This is a genomic window from Planococcus sp. CAU13, from assembly GCF_000775575.1.
Classification (GTDB): Bacteria; Bacillota; Bacilli; order Bacillales_A; family Planococcaceae; genus Planococcus.
Window position 1 is genome coordinate 1 of the sequence record NZ_JRGN01000306.1, and the last position, 21934, is coordinate 21934.

Here is a 21934-nt window from a genome sequence, read left to right on the forward strand (position 1 = left end):
TGTAACTTATTGGTAATTAAGTTACATTCAGTTCCTTGATTCCACTGACATTACCTTAAAATCATTTCGAACTATTTTTATTAGAAAAAATGATACATTCAGAATGCTATTCTGTAAGGTTTTATAGCTTGAATCTTAAAAAGATATAGGTTTACATATTAGCAATTATCGAAAGCTGATTAAAGTTAAAGAGAGAAGAGGCTATTTCAAACACCTCTTCTCTCTATTGTCTGTAAAAAGCTCTTTTGCAAATTCTTATGAGAACTTAGAAAAAGGTTTAACGAAAATTCCTAATAGAAATTAATTTCCCTTTTTCAGGGTTTAGTGAGTTCCACGAAAAACTTCCGTGATATTCTTCTTTTACCTTAACCCCATCATAAATATCTTGAGATGTACTGATTTTTTTATCATCTATCCATAAGTAATAGTTGTTTTCCTCTTGCGTTTTGAAGTCAATAGGCAATATCCCAGAACTTGTCATGTCATGGAGTTGATAATAAAAGACGGTATAAATTGAGAGTACAGTGGCAAGCAGGAGAATTGTTGGTACGATCCTCTTAGTACGCTTGAATTTTGGTTTAGTTGATTGAATATGCTTTATTGTGAAAAAAACATAAAACATAAAGAGAATCGGAGTAAAAAACAACAAGTTTGTCATCCCAGAAACAAATTCATGCAGTGAATAACTCATGTTTATTAAAAACGAATTTTTGCCGATTTGAAAACAAAGAAAAGAAACGATTGTCGTAATGAGAAATAAACGTAGGGTCCTTTTTCGAAGTAAGGAATAGTCAACAACGGTAGATTGCTTCTTTAACATTTACTTCCCCCTTTAATAAATGATCTGTTGCGAAGTTACATTTTTATACAATATATACCTAGTCTATAGATAAATTTCTTAATAAGCACGAACTATTTTGTAATTGTTATGAATACAACATTTAGTTTGAGCACGATTGCCCTGCTCTTAATTTTAATTTTAGTTTTGAGATTCTCCCTATTTGTTCCTCTTTCTAAAGAATAGTAAGTTTAGAAACCTGGGATCATGAAATAGCTAAAGTCTTAGTTAACATATGACGGCTTATAGGGAGGAAAGAAGTGATAGAAAGAGCTTCTTTCCTTCCTTTTGTTCGTAAACGTGTACTTTTACGAACGGGTTTATTTGGTGCACTTTAAAGTAAGACTGAGAAAATTAAATTTTTCAAACGCTGGTATACAAAGAAAACAATGAATCAACAAATTTAGCAAGAATAATCAAAAAAATTCCCATTGTATGCGGTATGATAATTTTGGGGTGAACGGAATGCAGTACAGCGATGTAACTCAAAAAACTATTTCATATATTGAGAGCAATCTGAGGGAAGAGATTCAACTCGATGTGTTTCCAGCGGTGATTGGCTATTCGAAATTCCATTTACTTCGTATTTTTAGGGAAGAAACGGGTAAGTCGATTGGCGAATACATTCGTCTGCGTCGATTGGCGATGGCTGCAATGCTTTTACTGCATAGCGACGAATCGATAATAACGATTGCTTTTCATTTTCACTTTCAATCCCAAGAGGCATTTACCAGAGCTTTTAAGGAAGTCTACGCATTACCGCCCGGGAAATACCGGAAATTGATGAAAACCATGAGAATGATAGAGGAGGAGAAAGAAATGAATATAAGTAAACATATCAAAGGCTGGAGTTTAAGTGGATCTAACACCGAATTATATGGATTAATGACAGATTCAACGGTCTGTCATACAGGCACGGAATCAGGATTATTGTATGCAAAAGGTGAGCCGGATGAGCAGCAATTCGCTACAATGATGCAGGGTTTCCAAGCTCAAGAGTACAAAGGGAAGCGCCTGAAGCTCTCTTGCTTCTTAAAAACAGAACATGCAGACAAATGCGGAGCTTGGCTTCGGATTGATAACGCCAACGGGGATACAGTTCAATTTGACAATATGGATAACCGTTCAATTCAGGGAACAACAGATTGGAACCATTATTCACTTGTTTTGGATGTCCCGGAAGACAGTGCTTCTATCCATTTTGGTGTTTTACTGATTGGCAAGGGTAAAGTTTGGGCAGACGGATTCCGCTTTGAAGAAGTGACGGATAAAGTACCTGCAACAAATATGCTTTTAGAGGAAAGTTTGCCGGCGCAACCGACTAATCTAGATTTTAGTGAGTAGCAGAAGGAACGGTTTCAGCTGCTTTAGTTTCCTGTAGTTTTTTATAAAACTAAATTGAACTTATAAAAGTAATTTGGTTTTCATGTTATCCGATTATCAGAAGGGAAGAAACTCTGTTGAGGTTTCTTCCCTTTTTCGTTCAGAGAGGTGTACTTTTACGAACGCTTTAATTCCAGAATTATCTAGCTTTGAATTGAGAACATATCCGCTTTTATCTAAAAAAATTTCGAACAAATCAAAAGCAAGAAAAATAAATAATAGGTTTGCCGAAATAGAAAACATTTTGAAAAACATAAGAGACATTAATGAGTCGGATAACCAAATACAATAGATTTTAATTATTTGGAGAATATTCGTAGGTTTGAAGAAAATAAAAAAAATATAGAAGAGATAATTCAACTTAACAATAAGCTGAATCGAATAAAGGTGTAGTGGAAATGCGTTTCTCACTACACCTTTATTTTTATGATAAATTCGTTTTCCTATATATTCGTATAATGCTCATATTCTTGTATTAATTGTTGAAGTAGTGCTTGTTGGTCGTAAATCTTTAATAAGAGAGTAGCTTGATCTAAATAATACACTTCTTTTTCGATATTAAGCATCTTTCTACAAATAGCAATACGAGTAAAAGTTAGCGCCAAACTTTGATAAGACATACTTTGTTTATGCATTTTTAGAGTATCCTCTAACAAGTTTAGAGTCGTATGGTAGTCTCTCTCTTTGATTAAAAGCAAAGACAAGTTGATTTTAAAAGTGATTTTAAGTTGGTTAGAATCCTGAAAATCCTTATAGTTTTCGATTTTAGACAGAACATTTTTTGCCATTTCAGTAGCCACATCGTTTGGAAAGAAATAGAGAATTGCATTGATAAATAATATATCAGTATAAAACCATTGATCAAGTTTCGAAAGTTTTATCCATATTGGTTCGACATAGTCTCTAGCTTTTTGTATATCTTTTTCTTGATTTAAACAAATCAATGCATTACAAATTCTTTTAATGTTAACAAGATCCTCAATAGGTTGTTCTAATAGACAAGCATCGATTTCAATAATGAGTTCATGTAGATCCTCGACTCGGTTGTAAGGAAAATTGAAAAATTTATAGAATATTTTTTTTGTCGTTGGATAACTATATGCATAATATACATATTCAAATTCTTCTAAAGACATCCCCAAACGCTCAAGTATTTGAATGAATGCAGAAGAATGGATGTCAGTCAACCCCCTCTCATATTTAGAGAAGGCTGCCTGTGAGAGTATTCCTTTTCCTACATACTTTTGAGTCATGACCCTGCTTTTTCTAATTCCTCTAATCGCTTCTCCGTATTTTTGCATAATACCTCCAAAAGTTTCTTTTAAGAATATTTTGTTAGAAACTTTGTAATTCATTGTAACGTTAATTGCAGGAGGTGAATAGTATGGATTTGATAATTACCATAATGGATATTTGGTTAATAAAAGGGGGTTAACCAAAAATACAGCAAGCGCAAGGAGCAATTCCCGAATGAAGATTCCTTGGACCGCTTCCTGGTTTCCCAATTTGAAAACTATATCCTGAACTTCTCCATCCGCTGCCATATCGATTCGATCAAGCTCGCGCAGAGCTAGCGGAGATGTTCAAACAGGATTATTGAACATAGACATACGAAAAGGTTTTTACTTATTTACACATAATTATTGACGGGCTCTATTTATGTGAGTTTATAAAACACACTACAAAGTGGTTACAAAATATTACATAAAGAGAAAAGGGGTTATTAATTTGAAGAAGTTTCTTTATAGTTTAATTGTATCGGCAATGTTTATCTCACTAATTTCGCCAAGTGTTTCTGCACAATCTCAAGTTGCAACTGTACAAGAATATGAACAAGTCAATTTTACAGAAGAATTAATTGAAAAAGTAAATCCATACATTATAACTAAAGGTCATACTTATGAATTATCTAACTTAGATATGTTAAAAGAGGAAATTTCCGCTGAAGAATTGGCTGCAGTGGAAGAAAAAGTAGCAGAGATGAATATTTTGTTAAATCAAAATGATAAGATTAAAGAGCTGGATAACAATGTTTTTGAAGTTATAGTCACTGATGATGAAATCAAGGAAGAATCTGAAGCGAACGGTAACGAAAACCATGAATTATCTAATTCTCTTGAATATATTGATAAGTATCCTACATATTCCACTTTATCTACTAAAAATGGGATAAATAAAGTAACTTTTCATTGGTGGGGATTTGAGCTTTGGTTAAGCAAAACTTCTGTAACTAATATACTTTCTGGTGGTATTGCAGCCACATCACTTGTTCTAGGTTTATTAATTCCAGGTGTTGGTATTGCAGTTGCACTAGCAGTGAATTCTTTTGTGTGGAGTATTTACGCTGGCCAAACGGCAAGAGCGAGTTACTTCAAATATAGTGTTAAAAGTGGAGTTCATGGTTTTAAATATCAGTAAAGGGGTTGGGTTATTATTAAAAAAAAGAGGCTTACGATATCTATTTTATTCTTCGTGATTTCTTTAATTCTAATATTCTCATTTTTAGAACCGGGTATAATTCAATATTTTATATTGGCATTTACTGTTTTTATTTCCATTCTAATTACAACGTATGGGGAGAATAAAAAATAATTGTTAATGAAAACATTTTAAGATCTAACTACTAATCAAAAATATGCACAAGCAGTAAAGCAACATAGACTTAACATTTACTAAGTATTTGATTGATGAAAGCCCTAGATGTTTCTACTGTGAATATGGTAGAGAGGTTTAGGACTTTGAACTATACGATTGTAGTTCATCTAGAGTGCAGAGAGCGTAAAATATTTTGTATAAATAACTGTATAAACAATTCTTATAGTGCATGAAGTTAACGTGTGGAAATTTTATCCATAATTGACACCAAGAATTATAAGGCCGAAAGCTGGCAAGTAGGGCTTATTTGAAAAAAGTAGGTTTACATATCAGGAATTTTTAGGAAGCCGCAGTAATACTAATCGCAAAATACAAAAGGGAAAAGCAGTGCTGATCAGCATGGCTTTTCCCTTTTGTCTGTATAAGTGTACTTTTACGAACGGTTTTATAAAGAACAAGTATTCTTAAAACTATACTGAAGAGATGCGCAGTATAACTATAAAACTTTTTAATGCCGGAACAAGAGAAATATTAAACCTTTTACAAAATAGACTTTATAATAAGAAGAGATGGTAGTTTTGGAAGTAATTTCTATGAGGAGAGATTAAAATAAATAACTTTGAGAACTTTTTAAAAATAAAGCTTCAGTCATTAGCGCCATTACGTTCCGATGCAGAGGAAGCAGTTTTATATAAAAATTTTTATGATGATATTTCAAATGAAACGTTGTCTCATATATTTTCTGTCATTCATAGCAAACTAAACAACCTCTTTTCATTTATGAATCATAAAAATAGTCCAGGTAGAGGAGGGCATTATAATGCGAATGAAAGTCGCGAATTGATTGACCTCCTTAAAGAGACAAGAATTATTCTCGTAACTCTTGAAAGAGAACCTTTTGAAGATACTTATCAAATCGATCATGCCTATCAAGAAATCATAGATAAATGCAGCACTTTTTTAAGTTCTTCGGGAGGCAGCACTATCCCTGAAGAATTTCCGATAATCGAGACTATTGATTATCGGCCAATTTTTGTTCCTGCCTCTTCGATAAGCATCCCAAGTCAGGAAAAAGTCGTGAATGCTCGCTTAAAATTAATTGGCGGGGGTTCATATGCCCAAGTGTTTCATTACAAAGATCCTAATTATGGTTTAGATTTTGCAATCAAAAGAGCCAGACCAGAATTAAGTGAGGAAGAATTAAAAAGGTTTGAAATAGAGTTTGAGCAATTAAGTAAACTTGATTCGCCTTATATTATCAAAGTCCATAAATATGATAAGAATAAAAATGAGTATACGATGGAATTTGCTGATCAAACACTTGAGGAATACATGAAGTTTGAAAATCAAAACTTATCTTTAAATAAAAGAAAAAGTTTAGTTGGTCAAGTGCTCAAGGCTTTTAGCTATATTCATGAAAAAGGTCTTTTACATAGAGATATCAGTTATCGGAACATCTTACTAAAGCATTTCGATGATCAATCTTCAATTATAAAAATCTCGGATTTCGGATTAGTTAAAATTACCGAAAGCCAGTTGACCAGACAAGGAACTGATATAAAAGGGGCCTTAAATGATTACTCCGATTTAAGTAGAATTGGCTTTGGAAATTATAGTATTGAACACGAAACTTTTGTTCTTGCCAAAGTGGTTTATTTTATATTGACTGGCAAACAATCCAATTATCCAAAAGAGAAAAACGAAGCTTTAAAAAATTTTGTGTTAAAAGCCATTTCTTCCGATAAAAAAGAACGTTTTCAAAGTGTTCAAGAATTGTATAAAACCTTAGTTGAAAAAGTTTATCCTACTCTTTCGTAAATTATTTCTTACATAGGCTAACAATTTAGCGATGATCTATGTTTAAAGAGATTTCATTTAAATAAAGCTTAGTTACATTTGTTCTGCTAATTAAGCCTACTTGGTGATTGACTAATAGTTACATAAAGTTGAATTAAAGGAGGAAATCAGTTGGGAAGAAAAAGTAGAGAAAAAAGAGAGAGGAATCATACTACTATTGCTCAGCATGAACGAAAAGGGAAGAATTTGCATCCACCAATTTCGAAGATAGAGAATTTGACGAAAACCTCGTGGAAAGATAATCGTTTGCCAGAGTTCCTTTGGATTGGTTTAATCATTCATTTAAATGAAAGGTTAGTTGGTTTAGATTATATCAGGCAAATAAGTAAATACTTTTACGATAGAAACGAAGAATTAAGGCCGGAAGAGTTATCATTTACATCTATTGCTGCTATGCCAGATGAACAAATTGAAAGCTTTTACAATTTTTTATTTAAGGAATTATTTTTAGCTGAAGAATTAAAACCGTTGCTTATATTCAATTCTCTCCCTAAGAAGGACCTTTTAGAAAAACACATTAGTTTAAATGATGAAAAAATAGAAATTGAGTTAGCAAAATTATATAGTAGCGTAGCAAATATGATTGATCATCAATCGCAATTGGCCACAGATTGTCGTTGGGCCAGAATCTACTATTTAATGATTAAGGGTAAACTCCACATGGGTTCGGAAGCAGAAAATATTTTTTATTACCCGCAACAAGGAGATATGAGAAGAGTTCGTCCGACTATACGTGCTTGTGAAAACGCTATGAGTCTGATGGGTAAACAAAATGTATGGGTAGAAAAATTTTGGACCGAGGCGCTACACAATTCCCCGTGTTGGGATTTAAATGTAAAGGAAGAGGAAGAATCAGATTTAACGCCTTTAATGATGCCAAATTTGAATGAAGTTGAAAATACCATCATAGAGCATTTTTATGAATCAAGGTCTACTTCCGCAATTGATGCTAAACATGAAGCGGCCTTTGCGTTCACTTTGTATTGCCTTGATATCTTAAAAGAATTAACCGATTCAGGTATTCAAAACGGCATTACTGGTCGTTTGGGCTTAAGAACGATTGCCGAATGCTATATTACTTTGGCTTATTTAGTGAAGAAAAATGATGAGCAATTATGGTTAAGTTATCGTTCCTATGGTTCAGGACAAGCTAAATTAGCATTTTTAAAAATAGATGAATTAGAAAAGCAACCTCAATTTGTTTCTTTGGATACGTTAGAAGCTTTGGCAAATGAGGACCAATGGCAAGAATTTAGTAATATTAATTTGGGGCATTGGGAAAACTCAAACTTACGCGCAATGAGTGAAACTGCTCGCGTAAAAGATGTTTATAATAGTTATTATGATTGGACTTCAGGATTTGCTCATGGGCAATGGTCTTCATTGAGAAGTATGGAATTTACAATTTGCGGAAATCCCCTTCACAGATTGCATAGGATTCCAAATGAGAACAAAAAACTTCCGACAACTGTTGGAGATGCAGCTGATTTGTGCAATAAGATTATAGAGATTTTATTTGAATTGTATCCTAATGAAAAAGTTCCACTTCTCAATATGACATGATTTATTTAATTAATCTCAGTCAACTTTGAATAAGTAAAGTTATTGCTTAAACAGAACTGGTATTGTTTTGTAGAAATAGATGCCAAGTGTAGAAGGTTTGGGGTATGGATAAGGTGTAACTCTGCAGCTGTGCAAGAAGAGTTCATTTGATTACTCTTTTATTGAGCAAGTTTACCTATCAGAATTTTATCGGAAGAGAAGGTACCTGCAAATGGTTTCTTCTTTTTTTACGGGTATATCCAAAGAGGCTTTTAATACTTCACATTCTTAATTAGCGGTATTCAATTGACATAATGAGAGAGTGATATAATAAAACATAGAATTATGAAAATTAAGATAAAATATTTTCAGGTTAGTAGAGAGAAATTCCTTCTTTAACTAGGGTGTGAATGTTCAATAAGAGTTTCTCTAATTCAATTACACGAGCAGTAGAGTTAAATAATAATACTGTTTTCACAAAAAGAGTTTGGGGGTAATGAATTTGGATTTAGTTAAATTGACTGAAACTCTATTATCTCAATATAAAAATTAATATTCCCAAGAACAACCATTTATCATTGGGATTGATGGATTAGGTGGATCTAGGAAGACCACACTTACCTTGCAGCTCAAAAATGAATTAGAGGCAGCTAATTGTAAAACTATAATTTTGCATATCGATAATTATATTGTTGAAAGAGAGAAACGTTACCAAACAGGATATGAAGAATGGTACGAATATTACTATCTTCAATGGAATATCAATTTGATTCAAGCAGAATTGTTCAAAAAGTTGCGTAGTAAAACTAGTCTTTTAACTCTACCTTTTTATGATAATTCAAGTAACACTATACTCGATAAAAATGTGAAGGTGCCGTCTAGTGCAGTGATTATTATCGAAGGTGTATTTTTACAAAGAAAAGAATGGCGGAGTTATTTTGATTTCAAGATATTTCTTGATTATCCTCAAGAACTGAGGTTTAAGAGAGTTCTAGGACGTGATGTGTATCTTGGGGATGATCAATCAAGACTTGAAAAATATAAAACACGATATTGGTTAGCTGAAGATTACTATCATAATGAAGAAGAACCAATAGAAAACGCAGATTACATATATAGCGTCACTTAAAAGACAGATGCTCCATTAAAAATATTAATTAGGAGTAAAGCGATTGAGTATTTTGAAACGAATTTAAAAGTAATAAAAAAGGAGGGGAAATAAGTTGGATAGTATCATTTTTGATTTGGATGGAACCATCTGGGATTCCATAGATACTGTTCTTTTTGCTTGGAACAGCATTTTAAAAAGAGAACTCAATAGTGAATTGAGCAGAGCAGATTTTGAAGAAACTATGGGGTTGCAGATGGATGACATAAGCCGGAAACTCTTTCCGACATTAAGTGATGAGCAACGAAAGCAATTAGTAAAAGAATGTTGTGAGGTAGAACATGAATTCTTGGAAAAAGAGGGAGGCGCTCTTTATGAAAATGTAGAGAATGTCCTTCAAGAGCTTTCTCAAAAATATAAGCTCTATATTGTTAGCAATTGCCAAGATGGCTATATAGAAGTTTTTTACAAGTATCATAACTTGGAAAAGTATTTTTTGGATTTTGAAAACCCTGGGAGAACCGGCCTGTCAAAGGGAGAAAACATCAACCTGATCATTGAGAGAAATAACTTATCAAAACCGGTTTATATAGGAGATACAGAAGGTGATTTAAAGGCAGCAAGATTTGCTGGTATCCCTTTTGTCTATGCAAAATACGGATTTGGACAAGTAAGCGATTATGAAGAAGTTATTGATGATTTTGAAGATCTTTTAAGGATTTTTTAGAGCCGGAAAAGAAAGTTCTGAGGAGTTGGAGATTTGATTGCATATGCAGGAACACTGAAAATAGAAACCGAACGGCTAATTCTGAGAAAATTGAACCATGAGGATGCACAAGACATCTTTGACCACTGGCTTTCGGACGAACGTGTAACCGACAATAGAGTCAGTGCAGCTCATAAGTCTGTAATGGAAACCGCTGAGCGAGTAGTTAAAATTATTAATGGATATAATAAAAAAGATTTCTGTTACTGGGGCATTGAATTGAAGACGACTGAGGAATTAATCGGTGAAATCGATCTATATGACTTTGACAATACCACTGGAAATTGTGCAGTCAGTTATTCCTTAGGGTATCGCTGGTGGAATAAAGGATACGGTACTGAAGCTTTGAGAGCCGTTGTGGATTTTGGTTTTAGTCATATGAACGTTCATAAAATTTCTGCAGCTCACAATACTGACAATCCGGCTTCTGGAAAAATCATGAGTAAAGTTGGAATGCAGCAGGAGGGAATAATTAGAGACATGATCCGCAATTCAAAAAATCAATATAAGGACTGTGCGGTTTGGGGGGTTCTCCAAGAAGATTATCTAAAGAATGACTAATAATTTTAGCGATATTTAAAATTTTGATAGAGAGATTAGTTTACATATCAGGAATTATCGGAAGCTGCTTGAATAGGGAGAGAAGAGGCTGATAACAGTACCTCTTCTTTCTCTATTTTTTGTAGATGTACGAGCCTGCTACTGTTGGAACTGACCGTACCTCTGCATCTCACCTATCAAAATATCCCTCAACGTATAGTCTTCGAGAAGTTCCAGCATCAGAATTCCTTTATCCGCTTCTTCCTTGCCCTCGGACAGTGTAAGCTGGCTCAAGCAGATGCCTTTCCGCACATAAGCAGCCGCCAAGTGTTTGTACATGGAATATTCTTTGAACACTTCGCTCGCATGCTCAATAACCCTTAAAGCTTCCGCATACTCCTGCTCCCTGATTAACAGGAACGACAGATTCAAATTCAGAATCCCGATTAATCTATTCGCCTCTTTGAAATTTCCGTACCTTTTCAAATTGGTTTTCACTTTTCTTGTCATTTCTTTCGCTGCAGCGGAAGGGAATAAAAATAAGATCGTGTTGATGATTTTGATTTCCGACAAATACCAGTAATGGCGATCGGCCAGCCGGCTCCAGACAACTTCTGCTTTTTTCCTCGCCTGCTCCATATCATTCGTTTCGACCAGCAGAATCAGCGCTTCACAAATAACCGCTATATCAGCGACCACTTCATTTTCTGCGTTTTTCAATATTTCTCGAGAAGTTTTGATAATCGCATTCAGCTGTTTTGGATCATTGAAGGGCAGATTGAAGAAATCAAGAAGCAGCTTTTCATGCGGATTATAGTTGTACTCATTCTGGATATAGGCAAATTCCTCCTGGGTCATTTCCAGCTTTTCCAGCAATTGAATGTAACTCGAATAGGAGATTTCGTTTTTTCCCAGTTCAAATTTCGAATACGCGCTTTGGGTCAAAACTCCCTTGGCCATAAATTCCTGTGAAAAGTTTTTATTTCTTCGAATCTCCTTGAATAACGTACCGGTATTGTTCACCATCTAATCTTCCTTTCAGTCAAATATGACTGTAATGTCAATAAGTTCAGGTTAGCAGATATTCTAAAAGGAAGACATCTATTTTTGGAAAATTATAAACACTGTTGCAGTTGAGCATCAAAAAAATAAAAAATACAGATTTTGAAAATCGGGGGAATGTTGAGGATGAAGAGGAAAGTTGGCAGTCTGTTGGTGCTTATTCTAGTAGTTGGGATTGTTCTATTGGTCATGCGATGGAATGACTATCGGGAGAAAGACTTGGTCGATGTCCTGAATGGAGAGGAAATAGAGCAATTCATTTACCTCGAACCAAACACGGAAACTGCTGTTCATTTTCAACAGACGGCATTTGAAGATCCGGAAACAATTAAAGAAGTGGTGGATTTTTTAGGACAATACAAAGTGAAAAAAGAAGAGGAAAGTAATTTCTCCACCAGATATCCGGATGAGCAGTTTCATTTCATGCTTAAATATACAGATGAACGTATAACGGTTCCATCTATGATTGAAAGAGATGTACTTTTATTTCATAATAACCAATACACCATCACGAATGGCCCGGTGGATTACAGCTGGATTGAAGCATTTTTAGCGAAACAAAAACAATAGGGAGTGCAAATAGCTTCACCGAATATTTGAGGGATTGCTTATAGTAATTAGCTTTAAATATACTGTTTCAAATAGGAAAAGAGGTGTTTGAAGAGAAGAAGCTTGTACGAGAGCTTCTTCTCTTTTGCTGGATTACTTGTGAAGGTTACATATGAGAAATTAACGGTAGCTGCATAAATAGAAAGAGAGAGAAGATGCATTTTGATTAGCATCTACTCTCCCTTTTTGTCTGCAAAAGTGTACTTTTACGAACGCTTCTATTTCCAAATGTATCTGGTCATCTCAGTTTTCACTTGGTCTAGTTAAAGAGAATAGTTCACTTGTAGAACCATGTGAGGAGAATAGAAGATGAAGGCGAACAGACGTAATAGAATAAATGAATATAAAATTGGGACAAAATCAACCAAGGAAAAGTAATAGAGAAAGTAGAAGAAATTAGCTTAAAATCCTTAGGAAAGTGGATTGACCAATGTTTTTTCTGCTATAGAGAAACTAGAGACTGTGCTTTATTTTAGTGCAGATAGCTTCGTTGTTTAAAAACATACAAGAAAAGATTTTATCTATTCACACATAGTTACTGACGGTCTCCTAACTCTTCGCGTAGATCATGTCCCTTTGATATACTTTTATATTATTCTTGATAATTACAATGAAAGGATGAAAAAGAAAAATGGAAAGATTATTTGTAATTAGTGATATTCATGGTTGTGCAGACCATTTTAAACAATTATTGAAAAAGATACATTATCGTCCGAATGTAGATAGACTTATTTTACTAGGCGATTATATAGACAGAGGTCCGAAAAGTATGGAGACTTTAGAAATGATTTTACACATGGTTAAGAATGAAAAAGTAATTGCATTAAGAGGGAATCATGATCAAAGGTTCATAAAATTACTGGAAACGAAGGACACTAAAACATATGAAGAATTTTTGAAGTATGGAGGTCTTGAAACATTAAAGAGTTATTTTCCTGATTTTAACAATGAATCGATCGGTGATATTGTAACTTTCATTAATAAGGAATACCCGTCACATATCCAATTTTTAAAAAATACGCCTCTTTATCATGAAGAGCAACATTTTATTTTTGTGCATGCTGGATTAGATCCATTGTTTGAAAATTGGAAGGAACAACCATCGATTAACTTTCTTTATATAAGAGATTCATTTATTTACCATGAAGTTTCTGTTGGAAAAAAGGTTATCTTTGGCCATACAAAAACTTCAGATATCCATAATTCCGCAGATATTTGGTTTTCCAAGGATAAAATAGGAATTGATGGCGGATGCGCTTTTAAACAGCAACTAAATTGTTTGCAAATAGTTGATGAAAGTGAATTTAAGCAGCACCATGTGCACTACAAAGATCTAGATCAATTTATTTAAGAAGGTAAAACTACACAGTAAAAAATAGAACAGCAAATAAAATAATTCGTTTCTTTGTAAAAGTGCGCTGGAAGCTACGAGCGTTGCCTAACCAGCTCCTCGCATCCTATAATTAGAAGGCATATTATAAATTATTTATCTGCTTTAAAACAAACCGTATTAAGGGGGAATATCAGTTAGTTGGCAACGGTGCTTGAGGAGATATTAGCCCTGCTTGCACAAGTTCCTGCCAGAAAGCAAGCGGAATGTTCGTTTTAAGCGCCTGCAAGTCTTCTCTGATTCGTTCGGGTTTTGTGGATCCGGTCACGATCGCTTTGACAGCTGGATGGGCGAGAGAGAATTGAATTGCCGCATCTTTCAAATGAATACCATGGTTGTTAGCCACATCGTTAAAACGTTCCACCTTTTTTTGGATTGCCGGCGTAATTTTCTGGTAATCAAAATGGTCCCCGCCTAATAAAGCACCCGAATTGAAGACTGATCCTATAACCAAACCACCGCCTTTTTCCATGGTGAGCGGCATCATGCGCTCAAGTGCACGGTCATGCTGAAGCATCGTATACTGTGTAGCGGACAGGTTCAAATCAGGATGTGCCTCCTCCAGTTCTAGTGCCACTTCGATTGGGGTAGTCGTATTGACTCCAAGACCCCATGCTTTGATGATTCCCTCGTCTCTAAGGCGGTCGAGTACTCGGAAAGCGCCGTTTCGCGCTTCGTCGAATTTTGTGATCCACTCATCTCCAAGAAAATCGGGTGATAAATCGTGCACATAAACGATATCCAAATAATCGGTCTTCAGGCGCTTCAAGCTATCTTCAATCGACCGAAGCGTTCCACCCTCTGTATAGTCAGTCTGGATTTTATTTTTAAGCCCAAATTCAAATAAGCCTTCTTTATTTTCCTGTTCGTCCAATATAATTTTTCCGACTTTCGAACTCACTACATAATCTTCCCGCTTATAGGAGGATAAGGCTTCACCAAGGCGAATTTCCGAAAGGCCAGCTCCATAAAACGGGGCTGTATCGAAATACCGGATGCCTTCATTCCACGCTGACTGAATTGTCTCCATCGCTTCTTGGTCAGACACGTTGCGAAACATATTGCCGATTGGGCCTGTACCAAGGCCTAGTTTGTTTTTGATGATTACATCGTTTTTCATTGTTGGACACTCCTTTTGATTTGTAAAAGTGTAATTTAACGAACGGTTTTAGTCATTTCTCCGCAAGCGGAAAAATGCCATTAAAAGATTAATTTCCTTTGTTTTTTTAAAAAAATTCGAAAGGCTTCCCACCTAATCGATTATTCCATATGTTGTATTAGCGCTTAGTTTTCAGCATAATTTGGATGCTGTTGGATTTGTATGTGTGTTTCTAAAAACTCCAACTCTTTTGTAATGGCTTTGCTGTTTAAAGTTAGCTTTTGAAAAATAGTTTTAATACTGCTTCTTGGAATTTGTTCTAGGGGTGCTACGACTGACAAAGCACCCATTACTTTGTTTTGGTAGAATACTGGAACCGCTACACAACGAATTCCGACAATGTGTTCCTCATCATCAAAAGCATAACCATCTTGTCGAATTGCCTTTAAATGATAGTAGAAAAGTTGAGGATCTTGAAACGTGTTATTAGTTGCGGGCTCTAGTGACATTCTGCCGAATAGCGTCAATAGCTGTTCTTCCTCTAAGTGTGCCAAGATGATTTTTCCCAACGCAGATTGATGAACTTTCACCCGATTCCCAATTTTTTTATCAATTCCCATTTTCGGCTGTTCATTTGGAATCCGAGTATAAATAACATCTGTCCCCTCGATATCACCAAAATATGTGTTCATCTCTAAACTTTGCGACGCTTGATAGATTGAACGAAGGCTAGTCCAATCTATTGAAGAACTTTTGTCTATGGCAGTAGGGAATTTTTTGGGATTCACAAAAAAATGTGTGTGGATTTTATAGATATACTTCATATCTTCCAGCGTAGTTAGCATCCGGAATGCCGTAGACTTAGTCAAATCAAGAGAGTTCATTACTTCTTTTAAGGTAATTCCTTGATTTTGTTTAACCAACTCTAAAACCGAAAGCCCTTTTTTAAGAGTTGTAACTTCATTACTAGCCATTTGCTCACCTCATCTCATTCAACTATAGGGCCTTTTATGTTTTGGTACAAAATATAATGATTGGTTTCATTATATGAAACTCCAACTGCTTAATTTGGTGGTTCAAATCTTTGTTGCTAACATGAAACTAATAAATGATGGGAGGGAGATGAACATAGGTAAAAATAAAGCTTTGGTTGCAGGTGCAACAGGCATCATTGGAAGTTACATTCTCGACCATATAAGCACATTGGACAGTTGGGGTGCCATTGGCGTTGCTTGAAAAACGGTTTGCCACAATCGGACGAGCTGCCTGCACAAAGCTAGTTTGGTGTAGTAGAACAAAAAGTGGGATCAAAAGAACATGCGGATGCAAAAGTTCAAACGAAAGTGATTTCAAATCTGAATTGATATACTTGGGTTTACGGTAAAGGTAAGATGAAAAAATAGGAGGAATTGAGATGAAAACGATTAAATTGAATAATAACGTGGAAATTCCGGTGATTGGCAGTGGGACAAATACATACGGTAAGGTGGGCCACGAATACACAGGTGCTTTAAGAGGAGACAGTCAGGAAATTGACTGGGCAATTGAAAATGGCTACCGTCATTTCGATGCTGCTCAAGTCTATGCCAATGAAGAAATTGTCGGAAATGGGTTGAAAAAATCCGCTCTGCCACGTGAGGATTTTTTCATCACTACCAAACTGAACACATTTGAAGGCTTCGCTGGTCGGGACTGGGCGGTTTCTGAAATCGAGAAAAGCCTGGAGAAATTAGGGACGGACTATATTGATTTATTCCTGATCCATGCACCGTGGGACAATAATGAAGAGATTCTGGAAGCCTGGAGTGTTTTAGAAGATTATTATAACCGCGGTGTGTTCAAATCGATTGGTGTTTCCAATTTTGAAAAAGCACATCTGGACGTAATTCTTGAAAACGGCAAAATTAAACCGGCTGTGAACCAGATCGAATCCCATGCTGGAAAATGGAATGAAGAGTTAATTGCGTATAATAAAGCGAATGATATTGCAACTGTCGCATGGTCTCCATTAAAAGGTGTCGATGAAAATGGAAAGCAGGTCTTGCAGGAAATAGGCAACCTGTATGGAAAGACATACGCACAAATCTTATTGCGTTACCAGATTGAACGTGATGTGATCGTCATTCCGAAGTCTCACAATAAAGACCGCCAGGCTCAGAGTTTGGATATTCTTGACTTTGAACTAACAGCGAATGATCGTGAACGTATTGCTGTACTTTAATTAAAGAGGGGTTAAGCGTTTCATTTTGGAGAATTCCATCAAAATGAAACGCTTTTTTATTTTCTGAACAATTAACCATACTATCATTAGATATTTTAAACATATAATTATATAAAATAACGTATTAGTTCATGCTAAAAGTTAAATCAACTATTGAAATCTTTTTTGCAAAGGAATTGGATCAAGTAGTGGCTAAAGTAAAGAACAATCGAAGCTTTAACGAATAAAAATCAATTTTACAGGTGGCAGGAATGAAATGGATAAAACAAAACCAGTCGTGACTAATTTAATTATAGTAGTCGCAGCGGTTGCATCAATATTCTTTATAAAATCGGAAGTAAAGAGCTTCAAAGAGACAAAACCTCTGATTTTTAGTAATCGTTTGGATGTTAATAGATGACGCATATACATTAAAGTGAAGCGGCCGTAGAGTATCAGTCTCCGGCCGCTTTATAATTTTCTTCATAGTAATAATTACATGGCATGAAACGTAAACATTCATAAATTCTTCTTTTAAAAATTTTTTGAAAATGGGGTTTAACACAATATATAGTGGGTAATGTGTATTATATGGCTATGGGTATAATTGTTTATAGAATATACAAGAGGAATAGTGTTATATAGTTTATAGGAAGAAAGAAATGCACGTGGTTTTTCAGTTTTGTCATCCATCAGCCGCTAAGGGCCCGGAAAAGTTTTTGAAGGAGTTATTATTTGTTAAACGGAAGGCAATCATCTTTTCAGAAGGACAAATTCTACTATAAAAAGGAGTTTTCTGAGATGCCACAAAATCAATATGCTCTTCAAAAATCAGTCCAGTATTTTTTTCGCCGATCAAAAGATGTAAATGTGGAAAATGGATCAACGGTTATTACATTGTTCGCCCGCTTAATGAAAGAAATCACTTTTGATGACGGATTGAATACATATAAAAAAGCGGAAACTGTCTGGGTGGATATATGGGACGTCGAGATGGAAGCGGCAACGGAGAAAATGAAAGAGCTGCCAAATTGCATGCAGCAATACATAATCACAGAAAAAGTTTTCTGCAGTCTCTACCAGCTGTCCAGAAATAGCCCAAAAGAACTTTTTTACGTGACGCCTCTTCACCATGAGGCCAAACGGGAAAAATTCATAACGTGAAGCAGAAAACCTGACAGACAGGTTCCTGCTTCTTTTTTGTTTTTGAAACAGGTTTGTTTTTCGGAAAAGCGGGAAAAGAATTTTAATTTAATAGGAAAGGCGGGAGAGACAGATGAAACTTTCGGAATATGTGATGAAGAAGCAGATCTGGCTGACACCGGCAATGTACTGTGCAGGGGCGGTTATTTTGTCTATCGCGACCTTCTACACAGACCTGGTGCTGGTCGGACGATTTTTGGAGTACATCCCATCCATCCTGCTGGTCAATGTGGAATTGGGAAAAGATATCATGGGAGTCCTGGCAGCGGCAATTTTGACAATGACTACATTCACCTTCTCCACCGTCCTGGTGGTCCTCACTACTTACACTTCGCAATTTTCTCCAAGAAGCCCCGAAAATTTCGTCCACGGCAAAGTCACACGAAACGTACTTGGTATTTTTCTTGGAGGGTTCGTCTATGCATCGCTGTCATTGCTTTATATGCAGGACAAGACATTCGGCCACGAAGTGCTGACGCCGAGTATCGGCATCCTGATCGCCTTTTTCTGCGTGGCGGCATTTGCGTATTACATCCATTTTGTGTCTTCAAATGTCCAGGTTACGGCATTGATCAATAAATTGACAGCAGACGCGGAAAATGTCATTTCCAACTACAGGGAATTGCAGAAAAAAGATTATGTTACCCTGGATAAATGGGAACCCGTCAAAGAAAAACGGGTGATCCAGGCTGATCACGATGGATATGTTCAGTTTTTTGATTTGATCCGGCTAATGGAATTTGCGGAAAAGCAGGATATGGAAATTGAAGTGGCCGTTACAACAGGGGAATATGTTTTTGAAGGAATGCCTCTCCTGTATGTCTATCATGATAAGGAACCGGAAGAGTCATTTGCGAAGTTTTATAAGATCGGCAATGAACGGACTGTGGAACAGGATCTCGGATATGCGGTGCAGAAACTGATGGAAGTGGCAATCCGCGCAATTTCACCAAGTTTGAATGACCCGAACACAGCCAATGAAATTCTCATCCGGGTCGGCCGCCTGCTCGGAAAAATGGGCGAACTTAAGACAAATGGCTGGGTGTTCACGGATTCCGCAGAACGGAACCGTGTGCTGTACAATTTTTCAGCATATCACACGATTTTGTATCATACGTTCTATCAAATTTCTGAATACGGAAAAGACGATATTTCTGTCTTATCCGCTATGTCCGAATCGCTGAAAATTGCAGCTAAAAGTGCTCCGGCTGAACGCTATGAGACCTTATGGAATACGCAGCTGTATATTTTGGACGGCGTTGATTTCCAAAAGATGAAAAAGCTGGACCTGGTACATCTTCAGCGGAAAATAGATGAACTTGCCAAAGCGACAGAGCAGCCTGATTACCAGCTTCCTTCTATGGAAATGGTTCCAGCTTCCCTGCAGCAGGAGAAGTTGATCACAAAGTAAAATAGAGCCCTTGTTCGAATCCGAATAAGGGCTCTATTGAATTACTCCGGAATGGGGCGGATAACATGGCTTCAGAAGAAAGAGGCCTCGCCTTTCGCTGCAGCTTTATACCAATGCAGGCATAAAAAGAAAATCAGGAAAGCATCGATCGCATCGCCGCCGTAATACATCAGCATGCTGCCCGCTTCCGCCTCGGACCGCGGTACCCCTTCAGGAGGGCTGGCGTAAAGCGTCTTCGCCAGAATTTTATGCCCCGCCAAAGCAATGATCAACACGATGGAACGGAATAAAAAACTGAAGCGATGCGGCGTTACATCAAAATAAACGATGGAAACCGTGAAAAGGTAACCGGCGAGAAAAATATGAAGATGAACCAGCGCATAAACAAGAGGTGACTGGTGCATGGAATGGAAAAGAGCTGTCATATAAAGCACATACAGCCCCCCGATGTTGAGGAAGGCAGCAGTAATCGGATTGCTCATTAAACGGAAAGGGCCGCTTTTTAATAGAGCAGTCACTCCTCTGGCGCTGGACACGTTCAGTGTACGGAGGAGCAGAGTCATTGGGCGTGAAATAGCGATTAAGAGCGGCGCAAGCATGCCAAGCAGCAGATGGACCGCCATATGCATCCGGAAATCCGCATGCGCCTGGTCCGCGAGCGGGCCGATCAGGGCTGCCGCGATGCTGACAGCGCCAAGGCACCAAAAAACAATCCGGTAAGTGGGCCATTTCCGCTGTTTTTTATTGCTCAGGAAAACGGCTGAAAAATAAGGGGCAACAGCCAGTAATACCGCAAACAGAAAAAGCGGAAGAAATTCGCCGGCGTCCGGCACGGAATGATGCTCATGCATGAGAGTTGCCGGCTTTCTTTTTTTTCTGGGAACTGCGTGTCTGCGATAGGAGGAATACGCCTATCAGGATGAGCACAACCGCAAGAATGTTCCAGACCAGATCATAAGGCAGAATGTTGACATCATAGCGGATTTGATGGAGGTTCAGCACTTTATGGTTAATAAGCCCATCAAACAGCTGGAAGCTTCCTGCTCCCAAAATAACAGCGCCAATCCACTTTTTCGGCCAGAACGCATTTTTCCGGCGCAGGTCTGCCACCATGAAAAAAGAAAAGATGCCCGAAAACCAGGCGAACGAATTCAGCAGGCCATCGGAGACGATGCCGATACGGGTCGTTGCCAAATCATAAAAATGGTGCCATTGAAGCAATTGATGGAAAACCACTTCATCCATGAAAGCAATCAGGCCGATGCCGAAAAAAAGGCCTGACCAAAAATTCCGGCTGCCGTACAATTTCCGATTGCCCGTATTTTTGCCGGATGGTGCGTTTGCTGGATTCATCGTCATGGAATTCTCCTTTCTGTCGAAAAAAGTAAGGACAAATATTTATTTACAGAATATTTTAACAATTAATCGATTTGTTTGCATCATTCTGAGCTGATCAGATTTCACAGAAATAAAAATGGAGAAAAGAGGCTCAGATAAGAGCCTCTTTTCTCCGTTTTACTTATCAAAAAGGATTATTCAAAAATATAAGCCAATGCTTTGATGGCCTGGTCGCACGTTTCCACTGTCGCATCTGCTTTGGCGGACAGCTCTTTCAACGGATGATGCAGTTTTTCCGGACGGATAAGGATGACCGGCTTGCCGTAAGCAAGTGCAGCGCTGGCATCCATCGCCGTATTCCATTGCTTATACTCTTCGCCGAACAAAGCGATGACGAGATCAGCTTTCTGCATCAGGATGCGTGTCCGCAGATTATTAAAGCTTGAAGCGGCCGCGTCTTTGTAAACCGCACCAGGCTGTTCACCCAAAATCTCTTCGCCGATATTATCCGAACGGTCGTGATCTTCCATCGGACCGGCAAAGTCGACAGGCAAATCAAGTGCCAGGGATTTCTTTTTGATTTCTTCGCGCCATGTACTGTGAATTTCTCCTGCAAGATAAACGGTCAGTCTCATAATTCACCCTCCAAAACCCATTTCCTTCAGTGTATCATATTTGGAAATAGAAATGGCCTCAGACAATCATGCGCTCTTTTTTGACGACGGGAATGGCTGAAAGCACATTCTCCATTTTGAAAGTCCGTTTTTCTTTCCGCAGAAAACAATACGCCTGAAACGAGTCCCCGCTCACTTTCAGGATTTTGACGCGGCGTTTGCTGATGCCTCCGTCATTCGCCATATACATCATGTCGACGAGCTGCTGATACTTAAATGCTTTCAGGATCTGTGCTTTCATTTCTTTCCCCTCCTTGTAATAGATATTAGATTAATTGAATTTATGATTTTTAATAACCGATATTCCGCAAAACAGCTT

At 37.0% G+C, this 21934-nt stretch carries 21 protein-coding genes and 2 pseudogenes; 14 read left to right on the top strand and 9 right to left on the bottom strand.

All coding sequences use genetic code 11. The features are described from left to right. Positions 1-277: 277 nt before the first annotated feature. Positions 278-820 carry a hypothetical protein gene (locus KW93_RS13890; protein WP_033543636.1) on the bottom strand — a complete coding sequence of 181 codons (543 nt, stop codon included), beginning with the start codon at positions 818-820 and terminating at the stop codon, positions 278-280. Positions 821-1303: 483 nt separating this feature from the next. On the opposite strand from KW93_RS13890, the gene KW93_RS13895 reads away from it, so the two are divergent. Next, positions 1304-2182 (top strand): helix-turn-helix domain-containing protein, encoded by an 879-nt coding sequence (locus tag KW93_RS13895; protein ID WP_033543637.1) that lies wholly within the window; start codon positions 1304-1306, stop codon positions 2180-2182. Between the two features lie 482 nt (positions 2183-2664). Here the strand turns inward: KW93_RS13895 and KW93_RS13905 are convergent, their stop codons facing one another. After that, positions 2665-3576, bottom strand: coding sequence for a helix-turn-helix domain-containing protein (locus KW93_RS13905; RefSeq protein WP_152602467.1), 912 nt, complete (start codon positions 3574-3576; stop codon positions 2665-2667). 81 nt (positions 3577-3657) lie between these two features. On the opposite strand from KW93_RS13905, the pseudogene KW93_RS17865 reads away from it, so the two are divergent. The 7 genes and pseudogenes from KW93_RS17865 to KW93_RS13935 form a co-directional block, all read left to right on the top strand. Further along, a pseudogene (locus KW93_RS17865) lies at positions 3658-3821 on the top strand (IS256 family transposase); the annotation flags it as partial. 128 nt (positions 3822-3949) lie between these two features. Continuing rightward, entirely contained in the window at positions 3950-4639 is a 690-nt protein-coding gene (locus KW93_RS13910; protein ID WP_033543640.1) for a hypothetical protein, read from the top strand. A gap of 957 nt (positions 4640-5596) precedes the next feature. After that, on the top strand, positions 5597-6634 hold the full coding sequence (locus KW93_RS13915) for a protein kinase domain-containing protein (RefSeq protein WP_081987030.1): 1038 nt from the start codon (positions 5597-5599) through the stop codon (positions 6632-6634). 150 nt (positions 6635-6784) lie between these two features. Continuing rightward, a complete protein-coding gene (locus KW93_RS13920; RefSeq protein WP_033543642.1) occupies positions 6785-8236 on the top strand; it encodes a DUF5677 domain-containing protein in 1452 nt (483 codons plus the stop codon). 550 nt (positions 8237-8786) lie between these two features. Further along, positions 8787-9344 (top strand): annotated as a pseudogene (locus KW93_RS16820) (kinase); the annotation flags it as partial. A gap of 94 nt (positions 9345-9438) precedes the next feature. Then, on the top strand, positions 9439-10050 hold the full coding sequence (locus KW93_RS13930; protein ID WP_033543643.1) for an HAD family hydrolase: 612 nt from the start codon (positions 9439-9441) through the stop codon (positions 10048-10050). 33 nt (positions 10051-10083) lie between these two features. Next, on the top strand, positions 10084-10650 hold the full coding sequence (locus KW93_RS13935) for a GNAT family N-acetyltransferase (RefSeq protein WP_033543644.1): 567 nt from the start codon (positions 10084-10086) through the stop codon (positions 10648-10650). A gap of 138 nt (positions 10651-10788) precedes the next feature. Here KW93_RS13935 and KW93_RS13940 read toward each other — a convergent pair whose 3' ends face one another. Continuing rightward, positions 10789-11655 carry a helix-turn-helix domain-containing protein gene (locus tag KW93_RS13940; RefSeq protein ID WP_033543645.1) on the bottom strand — a complete coding sequence of 289 codons (867 nt, stop codon included), beginning with the start codon at positions 11653-11655 and terminating at the stop codon, positions 10789-10791. 162 nt (positions 11656-11817) lie between these two features. On the opposite strand from KW93_RS13940, the gene KW93_RS13945 reads away from it, so the two are divergent. Together KW93_RS13945 and KW93_RS13950 are read left to right on the top strand one after the other, a co-directional pair. Then, entirely contained in the window at positions 11818-12261 is a 444-nt protein-coding gene (locus KW93_RS13945) for a hypothetical protein (protein ID WP_033543646.1), read from the top strand. A 670-nt stretch (positions 12262-12931) separates the two neighbouring features. Continuing rightward, complete coding sequence (locus tag KW93_RS13950) at positions 12932-13651, top strand: metallophosphoesterase family protein (protein ID WP_033543647.1); 720 nt, start codon at positions 12932-12934, stop codon at positions 13649-13651. 172 nt (positions 13652-13823) lie between these two features. Here the strand turns inward: KW93_RS13950 and KW93_RS13955 are convergent, their stop codons facing one another. Then, the gene (locus tag KW93_RS13955) at positions 13824-14810 is read right to left on the bottom strand and encodes an aldo/keto reductase (protein ID WP_033543648.1); all 987 of its coding nucleotides are present in this window, start codon (positions 14808-14810) and stop codon (positions 13824-13826) included. Between the two features lie 164 nt (positions 14811-14974). Next, positions 14975-15763, bottom strand: a complete 789-nt coding sequence (locus KW93_RS13960) for an IclR family transcriptional regulator (protein WP_033543649.1) — start codon at positions 15761-15763, stop codon at positions 14975-14977. 440 nt (positions 15764-16203) lie between these two features. Here KW93_RS13960 and KW93_RS13970 point away from each other — a divergent pair, with 440 nt between their 5' ends. From KW93_RS13970 to KW93_RS13980, 4 genes are all read left to right on the top strand, one after another. Next, entirely contained in the window at positions 16204-17010 is an 807-nt protein-coding gene (locus tag KW93_RS13970) for an aldo/keto reductase family protein (RefSeq protein WP_033543651.1), read from the top strand. Between the two features lie 256 nt (positions 17011-17266). Next, on the top strand, positions 17267-17410 hold the full coding sequence (locus KW93_RS17520) for a hypothetical protein (protein ID WP_161787047.1): 144 nt from the start codon (positions 17267-17269) through the stop codon (positions 17408-17410). Positions 17411-17790: 380 nt separating this feature from the next. Continuing rightward, on the top strand, positions 17791-18153 hold the full coding sequence (locus tag KW93_RS13975) for a hypothetical protein (RefSeq protein ID WP_033543652.1): 363 nt from the start codon (positions 17791-17793) through the stop codon (positions 18151-18153). A 112-nt stretch (positions 18154-18265) separates the two neighbouring features. Continuing rightward, a complete protein-coding gene (locus tag KW93_RS13980; protein ID WP_033543653.1) occupies positions 18266-19603 on the top strand; it encodes a DUF2254 domain-containing protein in 1338 nt (445 codons plus the stop codon). A gap of 71 nt (positions 19604-19674) precedes the next feature. On the opposite strand, the gene KW93_RS13985 is transcribed toward KW93_RS13980, so the two are convergent. The 4 genes from KW93_RS13985 to KW93_RS14000 form a co-directional block, all read right to left on the bottom strand. Beyond that, positions 19675-20454: a cytochrome c oxidase assembly protein gene (locus KW93_RS13985; RefSeq protein WP_033543654.1), complete on the bottom strand. Its 780-nt coding sequence runs from the start codon at positions 20452-20454 to the stop codon at positions 19675-19677. Then, positions 20447-20962 (bottom strand): DUF2243 domain-containing protein, encoded by a 516-nt coding sequence (locus KW93_RS13990; RefSeq protein WP_442956626.1) that lies wholly within the window; start codon positions 20960-20962, stop codon positions 20447-20449. The genes KW93_RS13985 and KW93_RS13990 overlap by 8 nt, the downstream gene beginning before the upstream one ends. Positions 20963-21135: 173 nt before the next feature. Then, complete coding sequence (locus tag KW93_RS13995; RefSeq protein WP_033543655.1) at positions 21136-21576, bottom strand: YtoQ family protein; 441 nt, start codon at positions 21574-21576, stop codon at positions 21136-21138. 58 nt (positions 21577-21634) lie between these two features. After that, positions 21635-21856 carry a hypothetical protein gene (locus KW93_RS14000; RefSeq protein WP_033543656.1) on the bottom strand — a complete coding sequence of 74 codons (222 nt, stop codon included), beginning with the start codon at positions 21854-21856 and terminating at the stop codon, positions 21635-21637. Between the last annotated feature and the right edge of the window lie 78 nt (positions 21857-21934).

Coding starts and splice junctions, on each gene's coding strand:
- KW93_RS13895 (WP_033543637.1), top strand. CDS start 1,304: ATGCAGTACAGCGATGTAACTCAAAAAACTATTTCATATATTGAGAGC.
- KW93_RS13940 (WP_033543645.1), bottom strand. CDS start 11,655: ATGGTGAACAATACCGGTACGTTATTCAAGGAGATTCGAAGAAATAAA.
- KW93_RS13950 (WP_033543647.1), top strand. CDS start 12,932: ATGGAAAGATTATTTGTAATTAGTGATATTCATGGTTGTGCAGACCAT.
- KW93_RS13890 (WP_033543636.1), bottom strand. CDS start 820: ATGTTAAAGAAGCAATCTACCGTTGTTGACTATTCCTTACTTCGAAAA.
- KW93_RS14000 (WP_033543656.1), bottom strand. CDS start 21,856: ATGAAAGCACAGATCCTGAAAGCATTTAAGTATCAGCAGCTCGTCGAC.
- KW93_RS13975 (WP_033543652.1), top strand. CDS start 17,791: ATGCCACAAAATCAATATGCTCTTCAAAAATCAGTCCAGTATTTTTTT.
- KW93_RS13995 (WP_033543655.1), bottom strand. CDS start 21,576: ATGAGACTGACCGTTTATCTTGCAGGAGAAATTCACAGTACATGGCGC.
- KW93_RS13980 (WP_033543653.1), top strand. CDS start 18,266: ATGAAACTTTCGGAATATGTGATGAAGAAGCAGATCTGGCTGACACCG.
- KW93_RS13915 (WP_081987030.1), top strand. CDS start 5,597: ATGAATCATAAAAATAGTCCAGGTAGAGGAGGGCATTATAATGCGAAT.
- KW93_RS17520 (WP_161787047.1), top strand. CDS start 17,267: ATGGATAAAACAAAACCAGTCGTGACTAATTTAATTATAGTAGTCGCA.
- KW93_RS13985 (WP_033543654.1), bottom strand. CDS start 20,454: ATGCATGAGCATCATTCCGTGCCGGACGCCGGCGAATTTCTTCCGCTT.
- KW93_RS13970 (WP_033543651.1), top strand. CDS start 16,204: ATGAAAACGATTAAATTGAATAATAACGTGGAAATTCCGGTGATTGGC.
- KW93_RS13905 (WP_152602467.1), bottom strand. CDS start 3,576: ATGAATTACAAAGTTTCTAACAAAATATTCTTAAAAGAAACTTTTGGA.
- KW93_RS13960 (WP_033543649.1), bottom strand. CDS start 15,763: ATGGCTAGTAATGAAGTTACAACTCTTAAAAAAGGGCTTTCGGTTTTA.
- KW93_RS13945 (WP_033543646.1), top strand. CDS start 11,818: ATGAAGAGGAAAGTTGGCAGTCTGTTGGTGCTTATTCTAGTAGTTGGG.
- KW93_RS13990 (WP_442956626.1), bottom strand. CDS start 20,962: ATGACGATGAATCCAGCAAACGCACCATCCGGCAAAAATACGGGCAAT.
- KW93_RS13955 (WP_033543648.1), bottom strand. CDS start 14,810: ATGAAAAACGATGTAATCATCAAAAACAAACTAGGCCTTGGTACAGGC.